This window comes from beta proteobacterium MWH-UniP1, assembly GCA_036362785.1.
Taxonomy (GTDB): domain Bacteria; phylum Pseudomonadota; class Gammaproteobacteria; order Burkholderiales; family Burkholderiaceae_A; genus Lacustribacter.
Window position 1 is genome coordinate 1,313,203 of record CP143625.1, and the last position, 22,103, is coordinate 1,335,305.

At 56.5% G+C, this 22,103-nt stretch carries 23 protein-coding genes; 11 read left to right on the top strand and 12 right to left on the bottom strand.

Going from position 1 to position 22,103, the window contains the following annotated elements:
- Positions 1-16 precede the first annotated feature (16 nt).
- The gene (locus AOB54_06345; GenBank protein ID WVN41118.1) at positions 17-610 is read left to right on the top strand and encodes a DUF2062 domain-containing protein; all 594 of its coding nucleotides are present in this window, start codon (positions 17-19) and stop codon (positions 608-610) included.
- Here AOB54_06345 and AOB54_06350 read toward each other — a convergent pair.
- On the bottom strand, positions 602-1,225 hold the full coding sequence (locus AOB54_06350; protein WVN42787.1) for an ATP-binding cassette domain-containing protein: 624 nt from the start codon (positions 1,223-1,225) through the stop codon (positions 602-604). The genes AOB54_06345 and AOB54_06350 overlap by 9 nt on opposite strands.
- Before the next feature lie 62 nt (positions 1,226-1,287).
- Positions 1,288-2,586, bottom strand: coding sequence for a lipoprotein-releasing ABC transporter permease subunit (locus AOB54_06355; protein WVN41119.1), 1,299 nt, complete (start codon positions 2,584-2,586; stop codon positions 1,288-1,290).
- 57 nt (positions 2,587-2,643) lie between these two features.
- Between AOB54_06355 and recJ the strand changes: the two genes are divergently transcribed.
- From recJ to lysS, 3 genes are all read left to right on the top strand, one after another.
- Positions 2,644-4,392, top strand: coding sequence for a single-stranded-DNA-specific exonuclease RecJ (recJ, locus tag AOB54_06360; GenBank protein ID WVN41120.1), 1,749 nt, complete (start codon positions 2,644-2,646; stop codon positions 4,390-4,392).
- Positions 4,393-4,419: 27 nt separating this feature from the next.
- Positions 4,420-5,524 (top strand): peptide chain release factor 2 gene (gene prfB, locus AOB54_06365; GenBank protein ID WVN41121.1). Its coding sequence is split into 2 segments (ribosomal slippage): positions 4,420-4,491 and positions 4,493-5,524, totalling 1,104 coding nucleotides; the frame shifts between segments, so codons are not numbered across the junction.
- A gap of 79 nt (positions 5,525-5,603) precedes the next feature.
- Positions 5,604-7,079, top strand: a complete 1,476-nt coding sequence (gene lysS / locus AOB54_06370; GenBank protein ID WVN42788.1) for a lysine--tRNA ligase — start codon at positions 5,604-5,606, stop codon at positions 7,077-7,079.
- A 56-nt stretch (positions 7,080-7,135) separates the two neighbouring features.
- Here the strand turns inward: lysS and AOB54_06375 are convergent, their stop codons facing one another.
- The 6 genes from AOB54_06375 to AOB54_06400 all read right to left on the bottom strand — a co-directional run bounded on the left by AOB54_06375 (position 7,136) and on the right by AOB54_06400 (position 13,709).
- Positions 7,136-8,785, bottom strand: coding sequence for a thiamine pyrophosphate-binding protein (locus tag AOB54_06375; protein ID WVN41122.1), 1,650 nt, complete (start codon positions 8,783-8,785; stop codon positions 7,136-7,138).
- Between the two features lie 10 nt (positions 8,786-8,795).
- Positions 8,796-9,770 (bottom strand): tripartite tricarboxylate transporter substrate binding protein, encoded by a 975-nt coding sequence (locus AOB54_06380; GenBank protein WVN41123.1) that lies wholly within the window; start codon positions 9,768-9,770, stop codon positions 8,796-8,798.
- A gap of 149 nt (positions 9,771-9,919) precedes the next feature.
- On the bottom strand, positions 9,920-10,924 hold the full coding sequence (locus tag AOB54_06385; protein WVN41124.1) for a tripartite tricarboxylate transporter substrate binding protein: 1,005 nt from the start codon (positions 10,922-10,924) through the stop codon (positions 9,920-9,922).
- Positions 10,908-11,741, bottom strand: a complete 834-nt coding sequence (locus AOB54_06390; GenBank protein ID WVN41125.1) for an inositol monophosphatase — start codon at positions 11,739-11,741, stop codon at positions 10,908-10,910. The genes AOB54_06385 and AOB54_06390 overlap by 17 nt, the downstream gene beginning before the upstream one ends.
- Before the next feature lie 37 nt (positions 11,742-11,778).
- Positions 11,779-12,774, bottom strand: a complete 996-nt coding sequence (locus AOB54_06395) for an Ldh family oxidoreductase (GenBank protein WVN41126.1) — start codon at positions 12,772-12,774, stop codon at positions 11,779-11,781.
- Positions 12,771-13,709 (bottom strand): hydroxyacid dehydrogenase, encoded by a 939-nt coding sequence (locus tag AOB54_06400; protein ID WVN41127.1) that lies wholly within the window; start codon positions 13,707-13,709, stop codon positions 12,771-12,773. Before AOB54_06400 ends, AOB54_06395 begins: the two co-directional genes overlap by 4 nt.
- Before the next feature lie 147 nt (positions 13,710-13,856).
- Here AOB54_06400 and AOB54_06405 point away from each other — a divergent pair, with 147 nt between their 5' ends.
- From AOB54_06405 to AOB54_06435, 7 genes are all read left to right on the top strand, one after another.
- A complete protein-coding gene (locus tag AOB54_06405; protein ID WVN41128.1) occupies positions 13,857-14,564 on the top strand; it encodes a GntR family transcriptional regulator in 708 nt (235 codons plus the stop codon).
- Positions 14,512-15,279, top strand: coding sequence for a succinate dehydrogenase/fumarate reductase iron-sulfur subunit (locus AOB54_06410; GenBank protein WVN41129.1), 768 nt, complete (start codon positions 14,512-14,514; stop codon positions 15,277-15,279). Before AOB54_06405 ends, AOB54_06410 begins: the two co-directional genes overlap by 53 nt.
- On the top strand, positions 15,276-15,617 hold the full coding sequence (locus AOB54_06415; GenBank protein WVN41130.1) for a succinate dehydrogenase: 342 nt from the start codon (positions 15,276-15,278) through the stop codon (positions 15,615-15,617). Before AOB54_06410 ends, AOB54_06415 begins: the two co-directional genes overlap by 4 nt.
- Positions 15,617-15,982, top strand: a complete 366-nt coding sequence (gene sdhC, locus AOB54_06420) for a succinate dehydrogenase, cytochrome b556 subunit (protein ID WVN41131.1) — start codon at positions 15,617-15,619, stop codon at positions 15,980-15,982. The genes AOB54_06415 and sdhC overlap by 1 nt, the downstream gene beginning before the upstream one ends.
- Before the next feature lie 67 nt (positions 15,983-16,049).
- Positions 16,050-16,928 (top strand): fumarate hydratase, encoded by an 879-nt coding sequence (locus AOB54_06425; protein ID WVN41132.1) that lies wholly within the window; start codon positions 16,050-16,052, stop codon positions 16,926-16,928.
- A gap of 13 nt (positions 16,929-16,941) precedes the next feature.
- Complete coding sequence (locus tag AOB54_06430; GenBank protein ID WVN42789.1) at positions 16,942-17,565, top strand: fumarate hydratase C-terminal domain-containing protein; 624 nt, start codon at positions 16,942-16,944, stop codon at positions 17,563-17,565.
- Between the two features lie 5 nt (positions 17,566-17,570).
- Complete coding sequence (locus AOB54_06435; GenBank protein ID WVN42790.1) at positions 17,571-19,292, top strand: FAD-binding protein; 1,722 nt, start codon at positions 17,571-17,573, stop codon at positions 19,290-19,292.
- Positions 19,293-19,369: 77 nt separating this feature from the next.
- Here the strand turns inward: AOB54_06435 and AOB54_06440 are convergent, their stop codons facing one another.
- The 4 genes from AOB54_06440 to iscX all read right to left on the bottom strand — a co-directional run bounded on the left by AOB54_06440 (position 19,370) and on the right by iscX (position 22,072).
- Positions 19,370-20,113, bottom strand: coding sequence for a sulfite exporter TauE/SafE family protein (locus AOB54_06440; GenBank protein WVN41133.1), 744 nt, complete (start codon positions 20,111-20,113; stop codon positions 19,370-19,372).
- A gap of 59 nt (positions 20,114-20,172) precedes the next feature.
- On the bottom strand, positions 20,173-21,348 hold the full coding sequence (locus tag AOB54_06445) for a UxaA family hydrolase (GenBank protein ID WVN41134.1): 1,176 nt from the start codon (positions 21,346-21,348) through the stop codon (positions 20,173-20,175).
- 29 nt (positions 21,349-21,377) lie between these two features.
- The gene (locus tag AOB54_06450) at positions 21,378-21,659 is read right to left on the bottom strand and encodes a UxaA family hydrolase (protein ID WVN41135.1); all 282 of its coding nucleotides are present in this window, start codon (positions 21,657-21,659) and stop codon (positions 21,378-21,380) included.
- 218 nt (positions 21,660-21,877) lie between these two features.
- On the bottom strand, positions 21,878-22,072 hold the full coding sequence (gene iscX / locus AOB54_06455) for a Fe-S cluster assembly protein IscX (protein ID WVN41136.1): 195 nt from the start codon (positions 22,070-22,072) through the stop codon (positions 21,878-21,880).
- Positions 22,073-22,103 lie beyond the last annotated feature (31 nt).

Sequence of the window (22,103 nt, forward strand, 5' to 3'; positions counted from 1 at the left end):
GCTAGAATGGTCGGCTATGGCAAGAAAGTATCTCAAACGCATTCTGCCCGACCAGACCGCGTTGGAACAAAACAAGCTGCTGCGCCGGTTCGGGCCGTGGCTATTGCATCCGGCCGTTTGGACCCTGCATCGCCGCAGTGTGGCGGGCGGTGTGGCCGCAGGACTCTTCTGCGGGCTTTTTCCGGCGCCCTTTCAAATGGCAGGCGCTGCGTTTGCCTCTTTTCTATTCCACTGGAACCTGCCGGTCGCGGTCTTTGTCACGCTTTACACCAACCCAATCACCTTCATCCCGCTCTATGTGCTGGCGCTAAAGATTGGCCTGATCATTCTGAATGCCATCTTGCCGGCCGAGGCTAACGCCGGCGGAACGGCAGGGGCAGCCTTTCCTGCCCCGCCAGACTTCAATTGGTCCGCACCGATTGATTCCTTTATCGCACTTGGGGATTGGGCCCTGGGCATGGGCTGGCCCCTGGTGGTGGGCGTCTTCACCTTGGCCACATCACTGGCCGTAGTTGGTTATCTCTTGACGCGATTGGGCTGGAATCTCTGGGTACGCTGGGAAGTTATTCAGCGCAAAAAACGCGGTAGATCAAACCACCCATCACGATAGCGACAGGGTCCGATCACAACGGGCGGCCAGTTCTGGGTCATGGGTGACCACAATTAAGCCAGACTGTTCGCCGCGAACACGCTCAATGAGTACCTCAAACACCTTTGCCGCTGTGGCCCGATCTAAGTTACCGGTGGGTTCATCGGCCAACACACAACTTGGCTGAGTCACCAAGGCCCGCGCAATCGCCACCCGCTGGCGTTCCCCGCCAGACAGCATGGCAGGCGTGTGGGTGAGGCGCTCAGCTAAGCCGACTCGCGTTAGCATGGCCCTGGCCTTTTCACGAGCAAGTTCGGGCGCTTCGCGTCGGATAAAAAGCGGCATGGCCACATTTTCTTCTGCGGTGAATTCGGGCAGAAGATGATGAAACTGATAAACGAAACCCAATGAGGCGTTACGCAGCGTGGTTCGCTGTGCATCGGTGAGTGCATAGAGCGACTGGCCCGCAAACACAACATCGCCATCTGTTGGACGATCCAGCCCCCCAAGAATATGCAACAAGGTACTTTTGCCAGCGCCCGAGGCCCCCACCACGGCAATCGTCTCCCCCTTGCGCAGGCTAAGATCAACGCCGTTGAGCGCCACCACTTGGCCAGGGCCATCCCCATAGACCATGCGCAGACCAGTTGCTTGGATCAAAACGTCAGCCACGGCGGTCCCCGCTCCAATAAAACACGTTATTCATAGCGCAGCGCCTCGGCGGGTTCTAAACGTGATGCACGCCAGCTGGGATAAATCGTGGCCAGAAGCGACAACACAAAGGCGATCACACCAATCTGCGCCACATCCGGCCAACGCAAATCCGAAGGCAGTCGATCAATGAAATAAATGCCCTTGGGCAACACCTGAAAACCAAAGAGCGCCTCGATGCCCGACATTACCGCATCGATGTTGGCCGCAATCAGCGACCCCAAGGCCACCCCAATCACGACCCCTAAAAACCCAAGCCAAGCACCCTGCACCACAAAAATGGCCATGATGCTGCGCCGTTGGGCCCCAAGGGTTCGCAGAATTGCAATATCACTACGCTTATCCGTCACGGTCATGACCAGCATCGACACCAAATTAAACGCCGCCACGGCAATGATGAGCATCAAGATAATGAACATCATGCGTTTTTCTACTTGCACGGCTGCAAACCAGTTTCGATTCTCATAAGACCAATCGCGCACCACCACACCACGGGGCAATTGCGCTGATAACTCTCGCGCCACATCCGGCGCCCGCTGCATGTCTTTGAGCATCACGCGCAGGCCCACGATGGCCTGCTCTCTGAAAAAAAGCTCTGCATCTTGGGCATGAATCAGCGCAAGATTGCTGTCATATTCAAAGTGCCCAGAGGCAAACACACCAGAGACCGTGAATTGTCGCAGCCGCGGTGTCACGCCTGTTGGGCTCACCACGCCATCGGCCGCAATCACGACGATCTGATCACCCACCCCAACGCGCAGGGTATTGGCCAACTCTTTGCCCAACACAATCTGAAACTGGCGTGGCGCCAGGCTATCCAATCGGCCGGAGACCAAACGAGAGAGTGCGCCGCTGACACTTGGCTCTTGTCGTGGATCAATGCCTCTGACCAGAACGCCCCGCATCTGACCCTCATGCGAGACCATGGCCTGAGACATCGCAAAAGGTGCCGATGCCACCACCTGGGGATGCTGGCTTACCGCTGGCTGCAGGCTCGATACATTGGCAATCGGCTGGCCCGGCAACAAGACCTCCACATGCGAGAGCACGCCGAGCATTCGATCACGGACTTCTTTCTGAAATCCGTTCATGACTGATAACACCACGATCAACGCGGCAACGCCCAAGGCAATCCCAGCCGTGGCCAAGCCAGAAATAAACGAGATGAATCGATTCCTGCTGCCTGCACTTGGTTTTTTCGGCTGGCCAGGAGTGGATGCCGGTGGTTTGGCATAACGGCCTGCTCGCGTGTAGCGCAGACCAATCAAAATCTCATAAGGAAGCATGGCCGGAGTTTGCCATACTAGCGGGCTATGAGCGGCCCACAGACCCCCACTCCATCAATGGCATCAAGCGCCCCACCACGTCTTCATCAAAGGCCCTTGGATCAGGCTGCCTTTGAGCGACTGCTGGCCAGCGGCCTGCACCCCGTGCTGGCCCGCGTGTTCGCCGCCCGCGGCGTCCAAAATGCCGCAGAGCTTGCCGATGGACTCGATGCACTCCACGCGCCATCGCACCTGCAAAACATACAGTCAGCAGCGGCCTTACTGGCAAACGCGATTGCCGAACAGAAGAAATGTCTGGTGGTGGCCGACTACGACGCCGATGGCGCTACGGCATGTGCCGTTGCAGTCCGTGGCCTGCGCCGATTGGGTGCGCGCGTGGATTATTTAGTGCCCGACCGTTTTGTGTTTGGCTATGGGCTCACCCCTGCACTGGTCGAACATGCTGCCCAGTGCCATGCCAACGACCCAATTGATCTGATCATCACAGTCGATAACGGCATCTCCAGTATCGCTGGCGTCAAGGCCGCACAGGCCAAAGGCATTGATGTACTAATCACCGACCATCATCTGCCTGGCCAGGAGCTGCCGCAGACCCTGATCGTGAATCCAAACCTGCCCGGCTGCGCATTCCCCAGCAAAAATCTCGCAGGCGTGGGAGTGATGTTTTATGTGCTCTTGGCCCTTCGGGCCCACCTGAGGCAAGCCGGCTGTTTCTCTGCGTCAGCCGAACCGCGGTTGGATGACTTGCTGCCAATTGTTGCTCTGGGCACGATTGCCGATGTGGTGAAACTTGATGCCAATAATCGCCGCCTGGTCAGCCAGGGGCTGCGTCGCCTTCGCAAAGGCGACTCTTTCCCCGGGCTTAACGCACTTTTTCAGGTAGCCAATCTCGATGTCCGGGCGGCCAACACCACACATTTTGGTTTTGCCATCGGACCAAGGCTCAATGCCGCGGGCCGGCTTAGTGACATGAGCATCGGCATTCGCTGCCTGCTTACCGATGATTTTCAAGAGGCCATGCAGCTTGCTGAAGAGCTAGATCGTTTGAATCGCGAACGGCGCGAGATTGAGGCCGATGCGCGAGAGCAGGCGGAAACCTTAGCCCGCAGCATCATGCAGTCACCCCGCATCTCAACAGGCCAGCGCTACAGCATTGTGCTACACGACAGTGCCTGGCACCCGGGCGTGGTCGGCCTGATCGCAGGCCGGCTGAAAGAATCTTTTTATCGGCCCACCATCGTCTTTGCCGATGATCATGACGGCCAACGAATCAAAGGCTCCGGAAGATCGATCCCCGGGGTCCACATTCGTGATGTCTTAGAGCGCATCGACACCCTGCACCCCGGCCTGATTCTGGCCTTTGGTGGCCATGCCATGGCGGCAGGCCTGACGCTACACAAGGATCGTCTCGACCAATTTCAAGACCTCTTTGAATCCACTGTGGCCAGCTTTGCCAACCCCGAAGATCTCCATCAACAAATTGAGACCGACGGACCACTGGATCCACAGTACCTGCGGCTAGATGTGGCCTTGATCTTGGGTCAGCAGGTCTGGGGCCAGGGCTTTCCCGGTCCAATCTTCGTGAATCGATTTCAGGTCTTGCAACAGCGTCGATTGAAGGAGCGGCACCTGAAGCTGCTGCTGGCCCATGAGGCCGAGGGCGCGGCCGCACAGGCCCGCATCGAGGCGATCTGGTTTAACGCCCCCCAAGACCTGGGTGCGGCCGCCAGCCTGGCCTATCGGCTCGCCGTCAACGACTGGCAGGGCCAGTCCTCGGTCCAGCTTGAGATCGTTGGAGTGGCGTAAAATCGGGCTTTTTAAGCGAAAAACCGAATGGAAGCTGAACGCATCAATCTAATCGAATCCTCTTTGCAGTCGCTGCGCAAACGCGTAGACGAACTCAGGAGGTTTCTTTGACTACGATGCCAAGGCCGCCCGGCTCGCAGAAGTTAATCGATTAGTCGAAGACCCAGAACTCTGGAACGACCCCAAGCGGGCCCAAGACATCGGCCGGGAAAAAAAGTCGCTTGAACTGGTCGTCGAATCGATCTCCCAACTCACCACTCACATCGCCGAATCACTCGAGTTACTCGAGATGGCCCGCGATGAAAACGACGAGGCCACCATGGTGGCCGTTGAAGACGACACCGCCGCTATTGAAAAGCAAGTCGCCGACCTGGAATTTCGCCGGATGTTTTCTAATCCTGCAGATTCACTCAACTGCTTTTTGGATATCCAGGCGGGCGCCGGCGGCACCGAGGCCTGCGACTGGGCATCCATTCTGCTGCGGCAATACCTGCGCTACGCGGAGCGCAAAGGATTCAAGGCGGAACTTCTGGAAGAGTCCGACGGCGATGTGGCCGGCATTAAATCAGCCACCATCAAGATTTCCGGTGACTATGCCTTTGGTTTTTTGCGAACTGAAACGGGTGTTCATCGACTTGTTCGCAAATCGCCCTTTGATTCTAGCGGCGGCCGGCATACCTCTTTTGCATCAGTATTTGTCTACCCTGAAGTAGACGACTCACTTGAAATCGTGATTAACCCGGCCGATGTTCGCACCGACACCTATCGGGCCTCTGGTGCGGGTGGCCAGCACATCAACAAAACAGACTCTGCCGTGCGTCTTACCCACCTCCCGACAGGCATTGTCGTGCAGTGCCAAAACGATCGTTCACAGCACAAAAATCGTGACGAAGCCTGGAAGATGCTGAAATCGCGGCTCTACGAACACGAGCTGCGCAAGCGCATGGAAGAGCAGCAAAAACTCGAAGACAGCAAGACTGATGTGGGCTGGGGCCACCAGATCCGCAGCTATGTTTTAGATCAGTCACGCATTAAAGATCTGCGCACCAACGTGGAAATCTCCAACACACAACGCGTACTTGACGGCGACCTGGATGCCTTCATCGAGGCCAGCCTGAAACAGGGAATCTAATATGAGCCAAGCCCCCACCACGCCCAGCGACACCACCAGCCACGAGCTAGACCACTCGGGCTTTGACGAAAACCAAGTCATGGCTGAACGCCGGGCCAAGCTCGATGCCCTGCGTGCTACCAACCCGGTCGCCTTCCCCAATGATGTCCACCCCACCCGTCATGCGAGCCCCCTGCACAGCCGCTACGAACAACACAGCCGCGAGCAGTTAGAAAGCGAACATGTGGAAGTCAGCATCGCCGGCCGCATGATGCTCAAGCGTGTTCAGGGCAAAGCCAGCTTTGCCACGCTACAAGACGCCACAGGCAGGCTACAGATCTACCTAAACGACGAGGGGGTTGGCATCGACTCCCACGAATCCTTCAAGCACTGGGACTTGGGCGACATCGTATTTGCACGCGGCGTATTGTTTAAAACCATGAAGGGTGAGTTGTCGGTCCGCTGCAACGCGGTTCGTTTGGTCGCCAAGTCGCTTCGGCCACTGCCTGACAAATTCCACGGCCTGAATGACACCGAGACCCGTTACCGCCAGCGTTACGTTGATCTGATTGTCAACGCCAATTCACGCGAGGTGTTCTTGGCGCGCTCAAAAACGCTCTCGGCGATTCGACACTTCATGAACGACCATGAATTTTTAGAAGTCGAAACACCGATGCTGCATCAGATTCCTGGTGGTGCCGCAGCCAAACCCTTTATCACCCACCACAACGCGCTGGATCAGCAGATGTTTTTGCGAATTGCACCAGAGCTCTTTTTGAAGCGCCTGATTGTTGGTGGGTTTGAGCGGGTCTACGAAATCAATCGCAATTTCCGCAACGAGGGCTTAAGCCCACGGCATAACCCCGAGTTCACCATGATGGAGTTCTACGCGGCCTATACCGACTACCAGTGGCTAATGGACTTCACCGAGGGCGTGCTGCGCCATGCGGCTATTGCGGCAACCGGCTCGGCCACCCTGACCTATCAGGGCCGAACCCTTGATTTGGCCAAGCCATTTGAGCGACTCACCATTGTGCAAGCCATTCAACAACACGCGCCGCAATATACCGATGCCATCTTGCAAGACCGCGAGGCGCTGCGCTCCGCATTGAAGTCGTTGCGTGTGGACATCAACGCGCCAAACCTAAAAAATGCCGGCCTTGGTGCCTTGCAATTGGCACTCTTTGAAGAAGTGGCCGAGTCCAAACTCTGGGATCCAACCTTCATCATTGACTATCCCGTGGAAGTCTCGCCACTGGCACGTGCGTCCGATCAGCGGCCCGAAATCACCGAGCGCTTTGAGCTCTTTATCACTGGCCGCGAAATTGCCAATGGCTTTTCAGAGCTCAATGACCCAGAAGATCAGGCGCGACGTTTCCACATGCAGGTGATCGCCAAAGATGCTGGCGATGAAGAAGCCATGTACTTTGATGCCGACTATATCCGTGCGTTGGAGTACGGCATGCCGCCAGCAGGTGGCTGCGGCATTGGCATTGATCGCTTGGTGATGCTGCTCACCGACAGCCCCAGCATCCGCGATGTGATTCTGTTTCCGGCCCTGCGGCGCGAAGAATAAGCGCCAGCAATAAAGAACGGGCCAGCCAAACTCCCCTTCGGCCGGCCCGCCGGAAACTAGACCATCTTCACTGCAGGTGCGGCGGATTTAGAAATAAATCCGTTGATACAAAACGGGCCTTTCGCGGCCAAAGCCGCTTTCGCCGCGGCCTGTGCTTCAGCTGGTGTTTTAACCGACACCCCTTCTGCACCAAAGGCCTGAGCGACTTTTTGATATTCCACCGGCAGCAGTTCGCAGCCTGACAAACGCGCCTCACCATAGGTGCGTAGCTGAATCTGATACTCCGCATTCCAACAACAGTCATTGCCCACCACGCAGACCATCTTCACGCCATAACGAACCGCCGTATCAAATTCCGACGGATGAAAACCAAAGGCGCCATCCCCCATAAAGGCCAAGACCAAAGCATCAGGCCGCTCAATTGCCGCACCGATGGCAAACGGCGTTGCTCCGCCAATGGCGCCTGCTGGGCCGTTGACCACACGAATTGGTGCTTTGATGATGGCCTGGGCCCATTGACCAAACTCGCCACCATCGGCCACCAGAATCACCTCGCGGGTCTTGGCAATCTCAGCAAATGGCTTAAGCAATGCAATCGCATGCATGGGGTCAGTCGCGGCATTGGCCAAGTCGGCCCAGTTCGCAGGCTCAAAGTCGATCGTCTTTTTCGCAAGTGCGGTCCAGTCGGCATGGGCGGAATTTGCCGTAACGCTCGCCGACTGAATCGCTGACATCAGCGATGGCCCGTCGGCATGAATTGCTGCAAGCAGGCGATTGCCCAACACCGTCTTCGCATGCGCCAAGACCTTTTCTTCGGCATCGACCACGACAAAACGGGCCTGAGCAGAAAAGATGCTGGGGTCGCCAAACTTCAAAGTGAAATCGATCTTCTTCCCAACCAAGACCACCAAATCAGACTCGGCCAACAGCCCCGGAAAAGCGCCCAGAGCCGGATCATTAATGCCGCGTGGGCTTTCCATGCCAATAATGGGAATGCCAAGTTTTGTGCGACATGCAGCAACAGCGGACTGATGCGCCGGCTGCATCAAATGCGACCCAGTTAAGACCAAAGGCTTTTTCGCCTGCGCAATTTTGGAGAGGAGATTGCTCAAACTTTCAGCAGCAGGCACGATCGGCACGGGTTGGAAATCTTTTGGAGACACCGGGACATCGGCCTGATCGAGGGTGCCATCCAACACATCCTGCGGCAGACTGAGCGCCACGGGGCCGGGGCGGCCCGACCGGGCAATACGGATCGCATTGGCAATATCTACAGCCAAGGTGGCGGTCGATCGGGCCACAAGTGATGCCTTGACACACGGTGCAGCAACGGTGGCTTGGTCCATTTCTTGAAAGGCACCCTTGCCCAACTGATTCAGTGGTGCATGGCCAGAAAGGAGCAAGACCGGCGACTCTGCCTGCAGTGCCGTGTACATCGCCGACACCGCATTGGCGTGGCCGGGGCCGCCGGTGACCATCGCCACCGCCACATTACCCGTCAGTCGCGCTGCGGCATCGGCCATATGAACCGCAGCAGCCTCGTGCCGGACATGAAACAAGCGCAAAGGGCTGTCAATGGCTGCATCAAAGATGGGCATGATGTGATTGCCCGACAGCGTGTAGATATTCTGAACACCCGCGATCTCTAAAGCCTTGGCAAGAATGTCCGCACCACGGACCTTAGCGGCTGAGGAATTTGCTCCCACTGTGGTTTCCTTATTTGATTTCAATATTTAAAAGTTTTCCAAGACGCTCATACACCGCGACCTGCTCAGCAACAAATTTAGCGGTTTCTTCAGGCGTGGTTGGCTTTGGCATGCCGCCAATTTTTTCGGTGCCCGATATCCATTTGGGATCCGCGCCGATTTTTGCCATCGCCGATGACAGGCGGTTCACCACGTCTTTGGGCATATTCGGGGGGCCAACCAAGGCGCTCCAACCCACCATGGCTTCAAGCTGCGGATATCCGGCTTCGCGTGCGGTTGGCACATCGGGCAAATCTTTAAAACGCTCTGGAACGGTCTGCACCAAAGCCCGAACGCGATTGCCCCGCATCAGCGGCAAGGCCGGGCCCAGGTTGGTGCAAGAGAAATCGGCCTGGCTGCTGGCCACCGCAGTGACGGCCTCGCCACCACTCTTATAGGGCACCTCAACGGCCGCAGCCTTGCCGAGTTTGGCAGCATCGAACAGGGTCTGGGTGGCAAAGTTCAACAAAGTACCTGTGCCGCTCGTGCTGTAAGTCAGCTTGCCAGGGTTTCTTTTAAGACTTTCGACCAAATCTGCCAGAGTCTTGATCGGAGAATCCGCACGCACAACGCAGACCATGGGATTGAGCTCCAAAAGACTGATGAAGGTGAATTCGTTCCATTTGTACTTCAGCCCTGGCTGAATCGCTGGCGCAATGGCATGGGAGCCCACCCGCGACAACAAGAGCGTATGGCCATCGGGGGCGGCATCCCGCACCGCCAATGTACCAACCGTGCCACCCGCACCAGCACGATTCATCACCACCATGGGCTGAGACAAATGCGCCTGCGCTGCTGCCGCGAGATTACGGGCCGAAAGATCCGCATCCCCACCGGGGCCAAAAGGAGCGATCAGTTGAATTGGTTTTGATGGGTATGTCTGCGCGACCGCACTACCCATCGTGATAACACTGGCAAGCACCATCAGACCGAAACTACGTTTCATGCCTATCTCCTCAAAAAAATTGCTGAGCTTAGTGACCAAGTTTTAATCTGTGAACCAATAGTTAATAACTTGCTTTTCACAAAAATAAAAAAGGGGCACCAATCTGGCACCCCTCTCAAGATTACTTCACAAGAATTCACGTTGATAAATTAGTTGGCCTGAAGCTTTCGAGCCGACACGACCTTGCCCCAACGCTCATATTCCAAAGCGATTTCTTTGGCGAAATCTGCAGGTGAATTACCCACGGTGGTCATGCCGAGCTGCTCAATCCGCGACTTTACGTCGGGGTCCGCCAGAACCTTGACCGTGTCTGCATGGATCTTGTCGATAATGGCCTTGGGCGTACCGGCGGGCACCATCAAACCAAACCAACCCAGGTTTTCAAAGCCCGGAATAGCGGCCTCGGCAATCGTGGGCACATTGGGCAGCTGTGGTGAACGGGTTTTGCTGGTCACACCAATTGCACGCAGGCGGCCCGCATCAATATGGCCCTTTGCACCTGCAATGTTGCCCACCATAAATTGCACCTGACCACCCACGGTATCCGTGTAGGAAGCCGCCTCACCTTTATAGGGAATGTGCTGGGCTTCAATGCCCGCAGCATAGACAAACGACTCGCCGGCCATATGCACTTGGCTACCCGTTCCGGCTGAACCGAAGTTCAATTGATTGGGTTTGCTCTTGGCCAATGCGATGAGCTCTTTCACATCTTTTGCAGGAACACTGTTATTCACCACCAAGACCTGTGGACCGCTTGCCAGATTTGTCACAGGAAGGAGATCTTTCTTGGCATCAAACGGCATCTTTTTGTACATATGCGGATTGACGGTCACGATACTGCCTGAGGTGACCAAAATGCTGTAGCCGTCTGCAGGCGATTTAGCGACAGCATCAGCACCGATATTGCCGCCGGCGCCGCCACGGTTTTCAACCACCACCGACTGGCCCCAGGCAACCGAGAGTTTTTGCGCGACCAGACGAGCCACAATGTCCGTGGCACCGCCTGCAACAAATGGCACGACCAACTTAACGGGTTTGTTGGGATACGCTTGGGCCGATGCAACGGGCGCATAGGCAAGCGAAGCGATCACCGAGGTCGCCGCAACCGCTGCGATAAACGTGCGCCGTGCGCTGCGTTTAATTTGATCCTGCATTTAAGTCTCCTAATAGTTTTATAAAGATTGGCTCTGAGTTTGCTGCGAGACAAAACTCAGGCGCTACTGGGGATAACGAAGGGTCCTCCCCAACTTGTTTGGGTGTTCTGATTACACCCCCTGCGTGCGTCACCTGACACAGGCCCGCCCGAATATCCCATGGCGCTAAATTGAATCCCACAAAGGCATCCAATCGACCACACGACACCCAGGCCAAGTCGATGGCCATCGCTCCCGACCGACGCACACCACCGAACGTGCGCAGCTGCCGAGTAAACCACTGGCCGAAAAAATCTACATAAGAAGCATTGGGTTTAGGGGTGACCACCGCTAAAAGTCCAGAAATCGGAACACTTATGGCGGACACGCGGACAGGCTGCCCATTTAATGTTGTGGGCTCACCCTGCAACGCAGCAAAACACTCCTCGCGACAAGGGTCTGCTGTTACCCCCATCACCACCTCTTCTGATCCGTCGGCAAGCCGCTCGGTCAACGAGATCACCGTGGCGTAGTGGGGAATGCCTCGGACATAGTTGGCACTGCCATCAATCGGATCCACATGCCAGACATAACGAGACGACACCGCATCCTGCTGTGGGCCTTGGCCAGCTTCTTCACCATGGATTAGCGTTCCGGGTGCAATCGCGTTCAGCGCCGCGCGAATTTCTTCCTCGATCTCCAGATCCACATCGCTGGCCCAATCCCCTTGGCCTTTTTCGATCACAGCAACATGGCTGCGGGCCCGCTCCATCGACTTGCGCGCCGCAGACTGAGCAAGCTCGCAGACATCGGAAAACCAGGCCTGGTGATTCGCCATGACGAGACGGACCGTTTAATCGTTGCCCAATGGGCCCCTAGACAATCGCTCGAATTTGTTCCACAAGTGCGTCGGGCAACTCAATGCCCTCGGCCCTTGCTTTTTGCTCAAGCGCAAACCGACGCTCACCGGGAACACGAACGTCATCATCTTGCAAAATAAATTCCAATAAGGATTCAATGCGCTGCTCGTAAACCGCACGGCCTGCCAGCGCATCGGGATTGATGCCAATAAAGGCCTGGCCAAGCTTGGGCTGATTCCCCGCGTCGACAAAGAAAGAATCGGCCTCGGCGCCGTACTGCGCGCCCGTGAGTGTGGTCACCAAAAGCTCGACCGTCATCGCGAGCATGGCACCCTTCATGCCCCCCATGGGCATCATCATGCCGGCAAGCGCCGCCTTGGCATCGGTGGTGGGTTGGCCCTGCGCATCCAGGGCCCAGCCCAGCGGGATCGGCTTATCTTGCTTGGCCGCCACCATAATCTTGCCGCGTGCAACCTCAGACAAGGACAAATCAATCAGCACTGGCGATTTGTTTTTCCTTGGGAAAATCGCAGCAATCGGGTTGGTTCCATAGACCGATCGCTTCCCACCCCAGGCTGGCATGGCCGCAGGCGAGTTGCCAAAGGCAAAGCCAACCAGACCAGCCTGCCCCATCGACAAAAGATGATTACCGGCAACACCAAAGTGATGGCTGTTGGTTACCGCGCCAATCGCAATGCCCGTTTCCTTCGCCTTGCGCGCTGCGTGGTCGATTGCCTGTGCACAGGCCGGAAAGGCAAAGCCATTGGCTGCATCGATCAAAACGGCCGATGCGGTCTCACGCAGGACTTTAGGCACCGCCTTGGGATCTACCCGATGATGGGCCACATGGGCCAAATACATGGGTACCCGAGAAATCCCGTGGGAAGCCATGCCCTGCGCCTCCGCCTGAATGAGCGCCTCCGTCGTGGGCACGGACTGCACCTCAGACACACCCTTGCGACCAAAGGCTTCCAGCGTCATGACGCGAATCTGATCAATAGACATCTTCATACAACGGTCTCCAGGGCTTGTTCCACACGTTCGGCAATTAAACTAGACACACGCTCGTTGGCCTCTTGAGTCAGGCCCGCAATATGCGGTGTCATGATCAAAGATGGCAAATCGGTGGGATGGACATTGGCCGGCAGCGGCTCCGATGCAAAGACATCGAGCGCCGCGCCACGCAGGTTTCCAGCAATCAAGGCCTGGTGCAATGCAGTCTCATCCACCACACCACCACGGGCCGTGTTAATCAGCACGGCGGTCGGCTTCATGCGCGACAACTTCTCGGCGTTAATCAGATTGCGGGTTGCATCGGTCAGCGGCACATGCAGGCTCACCACATCGGATTGCTGCAGCAAACTATCGAGTGATCCACAGCGAGAGACTTGATGTTGGGCAAAAATCGGATCTGACTCCGACAGTGCGGGATCAAACGCTACCACCTTCATACCGAGCGGAAGTGCAAGCTTTGCAACAAGACGGCCAATAAAACCAAAGCCCACCAGCCCCAGGGTACGGTGCTCAAGCTCCAGGCCATTGGAGTAATCCAGACGCGGCCATTTGCCCGCAGCGACTGCGGCCGAGGCCGAAAAACAGCCCCGCATCAATACAAATGCAGAGCCGATCACATATTCGGCGACTGCCCGGGCATTGGCGCCGCTTGCCGGAATCACGGTCACATGGCGGTCAGCACAGGCGTTCAGATCAATGTTATCTAGACCAACACCAAGCCGGCCCACCACGCGCAGCTTGGGTCCTGCGGCCAACAGGGCCGCAGTGACCTGAGTCCGGTTGCGCACAATCAAAGCATCTGCCGATTCGATCGCCGCTGCCAGTTCGGCAGGCTGATCGACAAGCTTTGGGTCATAGAGGACGGAGAACTTCTTTTTAAGCCGATCAACCGCGGGTTGATCCATAAATTCGCAAATCACCACCTGGGCCATGGCCGCAACACTTTCTCAGAGTCTTGATGGCGCGATGGTAGCGGGGCCAAGTCGACTAAGTCAACTATATGAGTTGTATCTCTTAGGGCCTTTGGCTATACTGTCCATGTGTACTCGTCACTCAAAACCTTCCAGAAAGCGGAGCCGTTGTACCAGTCGGTCCAGCGGCAGATTATGGATGCCTTGGCCCGAGAGGAATGGCGTCCTGATGAAGCCATTCCGTCAGAAAAACGGCTCTGTGAGCGCTTTGGCGTGTCGATTGGCACACTGCGCAAGGCCATTGATGCCCTGGTAGAAGCCCATATTTTGGTAAGACAACAGGGCCTTGGCACCTTCGTGGCCAGCCACAGCCGGCCCCGTCAGCTCTTCCAATTTTTCAATGTCAGCCCGCACGAGGGCCCCAGAAGCTACCCCGATGTCCAATTCCTGGGCTTTGCGACTGGCAAAGCCGACAAGCTGGCCGCAGACAAACTAAAGATCGCCCTTGGCGCAGATATTTTCAGAATTCGTAATCTCTTGGTGATGGACGGCAAACCCATTATTGCGGACACCATCACGCTGCCCGCCAATCTATTTCGCGGCATGACCGAATCGATTGTCCGCGACCGCCAAGGCACGCTGTACAACCTGTACCTGGAACGCTACGGCGCCAATGTGATTCGCATTGATGAACGTGTCCGTGCGGCGGCGGCACCGGCCACCAGCGCAAAACTTCTCGGCATTAAAACTGGCGCCCCCATCTTAGAAATCAGACGTATCGCTCTTTCCTTTAATCAACAGCCGGTCGAATGGCGAATTTCCCATGTCAACACCAGCCACTACGAATATGTCCACCGAGACGCACTCGAAAACTGAAATGTTAGAGGTCCGCGTCTGGCGCGGCAGCCAAGAAGGCGAGTTCAAAACCTACTCAGTACCACGCCATGAGAGCCAGACGATCTTAGACGTCGTTACCTTTATTCAGCGCGAGGTCGATCCCAGCCTGAGTTATCGCTTTGCCTGCCGTGTCGGCATGTGTGGGTCGTGTGCCATGCTGGTTAATGGCCAGGCCCGCTGGACCTGCCGAACCCATGTCAGCAAAGTGCTCGACAGCACCAACCGACTTGAAATTGCACCGCTGGCCAATCTGCCCGTGATCAAAGACCTGGCCACCGACATGACCCAGTTCTTTGATAAGTGGGCCAAGGCCAAAGGGCAATTCAAGGGCGACAAAACCCGTCACGACAAATTCGCACAGGTCCGGCCAGACTCCGCCGAGCGACAGGCGGCTGATGCCGGCATTGAGTGCATCGGCTGTGGTGTCTGCTACGCCTCGTGCGATGTGGTCACCTGGCGGCCCGATTATCTAGGGCCAGCAGCGCTCAACCGCGCCTGGACGCTGACCAACGATGAGCGTGACATCGCCCAACTCGATCGCCTGAAAGCAATCGCAGGCGACGCAGGCTGCCACGCCTGCCACAGCCATTTTGCTTGTACTGAGCGATGTCCGAAAGGCATCTCGCCCACTGCCGGTATTGCTGGGCTAAAACGACTCGTCGGCCGCATGGCCGCCAAAGGACAACTCAAATGAGCAGCTCTTCCATTGCCCAAGCCAAGGCCTGGTATTGGCAGCGCATCAGCGCCATGGTGTTGACCATCTTTGTTGTCGTACACCTGACCATCATGATTATTGCGATTCGTGACGGACTCACGGCAGCCGAGATCCTCTCCCGCACACAGGGCAGCATTGCCTTTGGCTTATTCTATGCACTCTTTGTGCTGGCCTGCGCCGTGCACGTGCCAATCGGCGTGGCAAAAATTCTTGAAGAGTGGTTGTCTCTTTCAGCCCCGGCGGCATCACTGATTTCAAAAATTCTGGCGGCGGTGATCGTGATCATGGGCCTGACCGCCGTGTGGGGGGTTGTGTAATGCAGACTGCACCACGTCGTTCCGGCCGCGCCCAAAGCATCGCCTACTGGGCCTTCATGGTTCACCGTTTTTCGGGCTTGGCATTGGCCCTGTTCCTGCCGATTCATTTCTTCCTGCTCTCGCAGGCCATTCGCGGCGAGGCCGCGCTGGATCGAGCCTTATCGCTGACCGCGCTGCCCATTGTGAAGTTTGCCGAATGGGGGCTGGTCGTGTTGCTCACTTTGCATTTGGTGGGCGGCATTCGCCTGATCCTGATTGAATTTGGCCCCTGGCGTGGGCAGCGCTCTGGCTGGATCACGGCGTCTGTTTTTATTGCGGGTGGCACTGGGTTTTTGTTTCTGTACAACCTGCTCACTACCGCATAAACGTTCATAACGCAGGCATAGCTTTAGCACTTTTTACTTTCAATTGAATCACTCAAGGATCGACCGCATGTTTAAACTAGATCTTCAGCAGGTGGAAGATGCTGCAAAAGAGCTCTATATCCGAGCACTCAAACAACTCCCCCCGGATATCAAGACCGGCTTTGACAAGCTTGCCAAGAAAGAATCCAATGCGACTGCCCAAAGCATTCTGGGCACCATGATCAAAAACATCTCGGTGGCCGAAGACACCGACAACTTGCTGTGCCAAGACACGGGTATCCCGATTTACAACGTCTGGATTGGGCGCGATGTAGCCGTTGATGGCGTCGCACTCAAAGCGGCCATCCGAAAAGGCTGTGAGCGGGCCACCCGCGAATATCCGCTGCGCTCTTCCGTTGTGCATCCGATTACCCGCAAAAATGACCACACCTCCTGCGGGATCGAAGTGCCGGTCATCCACATCGACTTCGTGGAAACACCTGGCATGATCAAGCTAGAAATGGTGCCCAAGGGCAGCGGCAGCGAGAACAACTCTTACCTGCGCATGGCCATTCCTGCCGAGGGCCTGCAGGCCGTCAAAACGTTTGTCATCGATTCAGTGCTCGCCTCGGGCGGTAAGACCTGCCCCCCCACCATCGTTGGTGTGGGTGTGGGTGGCACATCGGACCTGTGTGTGGCACTTGCCAAACGCGCTGCCACTCGAGCCTTGGGTTCACAATGTGGCGACGCCGAGGGCCGCAAGCTTGAAGAAGAACTCACCAAGGCCGTGAATCAGCTGGGCATCGGCCCACAGGGTCTTGGCGGTGATGGCACCGCTTTCGCCGTCCATGTCGAAATGGCCGCAACCCATATCACCATGAACCCTGTGGCCGTGAATATGCAATGCCATTCGGCCCGCCGGGCCAGCGCGGTCATTAGTCAAAACGGTATTGAGTACGGCTATTAATCAGGAAACGAAGATCACCATGGCTCATTACGACATTTCCATGCCCGCCACCGAAGAACAGGTGCGCAAACTCCGCGTCAATGACACGGTTACCCTTCAGACCACCCTATTTGGTATCCGTGATGCCACCCAGATTCACATGTTTGATCGTGGCCGCAAAACAAAGTTTGATCTCAACGGACACGCCGTTATTCACACCGCCCCCAATGTCCGTAAGGTCACGCCAAGCCCAGAGTTTCCAGCGGGCTATCAGCCTGTTTGCATTGGCACCACCACATCGGACCGTATGGAACGATTCACACGCCCGCTCATGGAACAATATGGCGTGCGCTTCATCATTGGCAAAGGGGGTATGCGCGAAGGTTCTCTGGCCGCATTCAAAGAACTTGGTGGCGCTTACTTGGCCATCATTGGCGGCACTGCCGCATTAGAGACCACCTGGATTGAACAGATTGAAGATGTGGATCTCGATGACTTAAATCCCGAATCCCTCTGGCGTTTCAAGATCCGTAATTTCGGCCCCCTACTCGTTGGCATGGACAGCCACGGCGACAGTCTCTACGACACCGTCAAAGAACATGCGGCTGCACAGCGCAGCAAGGTGTTGGCACAGCTCGGTGTGGGGCAGACATCATGAGCGCGATGAGCCAAGTCAAAACTGTACAGACCGACATTCTGGTCTTAGGCTCTGGCGGTGCAGGGCTCTTTGCGGCATTACACGCCCATCAACGTGCCCCCAATGCCCACATCACCATTGCCGTGAAAGGCCTGCTCGGAAAGTGCGGCTGCACACGTATGGTCCAGGGTGGCTACAACGTGGCACTTGCCCAAGGCGACTCGGTCGAGCGTCACTTTATGGACACCATCGAAGGCAGCAAGTGGCTCGCCGACCAAGACCTGGCCTGGACATTGGTGACCAAGGCGGTGGAGCGTATTCATGAATTAGAAAACGAACTCGGCTGCTTTTTCGATCGCAACCCCGACGGCACCATTCACCAAAAAGCCTTTGCAGGCCAGACCTTTGACCGCACCGTGCATAAGGGCGACCTGACCGGCATTGAAATTATTAATCGTCTTGCCGAACAGGTCTGGGCACGGGGCATTCATCGACTCGAAGAGCATCGCGCCATTGATCTGATCAAGAGCCCCGACGGCCAACAGCTCTCTGGCGTATTGATGATTGACATGCGCACGGGTGGCTACACCTTTGTTCAGGCCAAGGCCGTATTACTGGCCACCGGTGGTGGCCCCACCATGTACAAATATCACACCCCATCGGGTGATAAGAGCTGTGATGGTCTTGCCATGGCCCTTCGCGCTGGTTTGTCGCTGCGTGATATGGAGATGGTGCAGTTCCATCCAACGGGTCTTCTCGCAGGATCTGGCACCCGCATGACCGGCACGGTGATTGAAGAGGGTCTGCGTGGTGCCGGTGGCTATCTGCTCAACGGTGCCAAAGAGCGGTTCATGCACAACTACGACTCGCGTGGTGAGCGGGCAACGCGCGATATTGTGTCGCGATCCATCTATTCCGAAATGCGCGCAGGACGGGGGACGCCTAATGGTGGGGTTTATATCCAGATGTCCCACCTTGGGCCCGAAAAGGTGCGCAAATCTTTCAAAGGCATGGTCGAGCGCTGTGCCGACTGTGGCTTCGATCTGGCCGGCGGCTTGGTCGAAGTCGTGCCCACGGCCCACTACATGATGGGCGGCCTGGTCTTCCAGCCTGACTGCAGCACTGCCCTGCCTGGCTTATTCGCCGCAGGCGAAGACACGGGCGGCGTCCATGGCGCCAATCGCCTGGGTGGTAACGGTGTGGCGAACTCCACCGTCTTCGGCGGCATTGCCGGCGACACGATGGGTGACTATGTCCGCAAAGAAGCACGCGCCGCCGATCCCGACCGCGATGCCATTTCGGCCAGCATCGCTGCCCACGAGCAGCCCTTTCACAACACTGGCCGGGGGCTGGAGCAGGTCCGAGATTTCCTTTATGAAACGATGTGGAACAAGGTGGGCATTCTGCGACAAGCTCAGGACCTGCAGTCCGCCCAGGGCGAGTTAAACGGCTTGGCGGATCAGCTATCGGGCATTGGTGTTGGCGATCAAAACCGTGCCTATAACCTGACCTGGCATGACTGGATGAACCTGCGTAACCTGACCGAGGTCAGCAAGGCCGTCACGGTCGCAGCAATTGCACGCGAAGATTCCCGTGGGGCTCATTTCCGTGAAGACTTCCCTGAAATTCGCAATCTTGAATCGTCGGCCTTCACCACGATTCGCGAGAACAACGGAAAGATTGAGCTCTCTTGGACACCAGTGAAGTTCAGTCGCGTTAAACCGGGTGAAACAATACTCACCGATTAAAGCGTTTCGCAGCGATAAGTCGACTCAGCGAGGTCGTCATCTTGGCCCGATCACCCTAAAGGGAATTGGGCCTTTTTTTAAAGTGCGAATGCCTTCGGTAAATAGCGAACCAACAACGACAGCCCCGCTAGGCCAACAATCACCCAGACCAAACGATTTAAGTGATGGACCTGGAGCCGCTTACGAATTGCACTGCCTGAGTACGCACCGAGTAGACACAAGGGCAAACAGACTAAGACGAGCTGGAAAAGGTCTGGCTGCCACATCAGGCCGGCCACAATAAAGAGTGCGAGTCGCGCAAAAGACGTGAACCAAATCAGAAACGCCAGGGTGGCCCGGCGTTGGGCTTCAGTGGGAATACGCCGGCCTAAGTACATGGCATAGATCGGTCCGCCAGTACCAAAAAGCGCTGTAAAGGCGCCGCCAATACTGCCGTAGACGATTCGCCATGCCGGCGCGATGGCCTGGTGGTTTGGCCGCAACAACAGATTACGTGTGGACTGAAAGACTGCGAAAAGGCCAAGGGCCACTAATAAGACTGGCTCTGGTGCACTGACCAAGAGTGTGAGCCCCACCACCATACCCAGCAGAATCCAGAGCAGTAGCGCTTTCAACTCGGGCCGGTCCACATCGCGGTTATTTCGGACACCAACAAAAATACCCGCCACCAGATCCATGATCAGCATCATGGGAACGGCAATCTTTAATGGAATGACTTGGGCGATCAGCGGAATCGCCACCACTGAGGCGCCAAAACCCGTTAGGCCAAACACCACATAGCCCAGGAAGACAAAGGCGCCAGTAAGGCCGAGGGTCAGCAAGCTGACCCTCGGTAAGCGTTCACAGGCGTGAACACCAAATCACCACCAACAGCAGCGAGTTAGGCGGACTCGTGGATACGAGTCAACACGAACTCACGATGGCCCAGGGCCTCGGCAGCCGTCCAGCGGCCGTTAGCGGTCGCCAGCATGCACTCAAGCAGCTTGTCGCCCGTCTGATCCAGCGTCATTTCACGCTGCAGCAGGCCAGAGCAGTCCACGTCGATGTGCTCAGACATCAGACGCACGGTACGTGGGTTAGCACACAGCTTGATCACAGGAACGATTGGGTTACCGATCACGTTGCCCTGCCCCGTGGGGAAGAAGTGAACTGCAAAACCAGATGCAGCACACAGGGTCACCATTTCGGCAGCAGCCGAGGACGAATCCATAAACCACAGGCCAGGATGGGTTGGGATTTCAGCCTTATCCAACACGCCATCAACCGTGCACTTCTTACCAATTTTCTGGATGTTGCCCAGCGCTTTTTCTTCAATGGTGGTCAGACCGCCAGCGATGTTGCCTTTGGTGGGCTGGGACTCCGACAGGTCGGTGGTCTTCCAGCGGTTGATCATGTCTTGATAGCGGTTGAACATGAACATGAAACGCTCACGAACCTTGTCGTTGGCGCAGCGTGCTGCAACGATGCTCTCGCCGCCGGTCAACTCGGATGTCTCACCGAAGACCAGGGTCGAGCCCAGGGGGTGCAGCTTGTCAAAAGCATTACCCACGGTGGGGTTCGCACCACAGCCCGAGGTCGTGTCCGACTCGCCGCACTTGGTCGACACCCACAGGTCGGCTATCGGCGCCTCTACGCGATGCAGCGAAGTGGCGTATTGCACGAACTCTTTCGCGGCCTTTGAAGCACGCATGATGGTCTCGTGGTCGCCGTGGCCCTCAATACCAAAGCCAACAACGGGCTTGCCAGTCTTGGCAATGCCGTCAACAACGCGCTTGGTCCAGCCGTCTTCAATACCGATCACAACGACAGCCGCCACGTTGGGGTTGCAGCCTGCGCCGATCAGGGTCTGGAAGTGCAAATCAAGGTCCGGACCGAACTGCAGACGGCCATAAGGGTGGGGGATGGCCATGGTGCCTTTGATGGCAGCGGCAACCGCTTCGGATGCAGCGTTGGAAAGGTCGTCCAGGGGCAGGATGATGACGTGGTTGCGAACACCGACGCGACCATTGTCACGGCGATAACCCCAGAAGGTGGTGTTTTTATCAATTACAGGCATGTTTAATCCTTGAAATAAAGTGGTTCGGCTTACCAGCGCTTGGTCTTGATGTTGTGAACATGAGCATGTTCACCGGCCTTGATTGGTGCGACCACCTTGCCGATATCGATGCCGTACTTGAAAACGGTCTCACCCACCGCCATGTCTTTCAGGGCCACTTTATGGCCGATCGGCACATCTTGAACGGCCTTGACCGTGATGGTCTTGTCTTCGTCCATGATCCAGGCGTTGAGTTCGGTCCCCGCCTTGATCCCCTCGACGACCGCGACAGCCACGGTGTCTTTTGCGTCATGCAGCACTACGTGAATCATGTGATCTCCTTTGGGCTAACAACCAAAGGAATTCTAGGCCGGCGGACCCAGGATGTCAACTAAGTCATATATATGAGTTAACTGAGAGGCGCACCCGCCAGTAGGACCGGTGCCAGCGAAATCGGGGCTCGGCTCGACCCCGTTTTTACTCGCCTCGCCCCCGATTCCGCAATGTCACCGGCCTGACCGTAACAATTCCACGAGACATAACAGCTGGGCTACTCCGCCTCGTCGATCCACTGCATCTGGATGGCTTCCAGAATCTTTTCGTTGGAGCGATTGGGATCGTCGGCAAAGCCAGGCAACTCGGTCACCCAGCGATGCAGATCCGTGAACCGAATCTGCTGCGGGTCCACATCGGGGTGGCGCTCGCAGAGCTGGATGGCAATCTCAAGGGTGTCGGTCCATTTCATGATGCAGACTCCAAAAAGCAAACGAATGCGG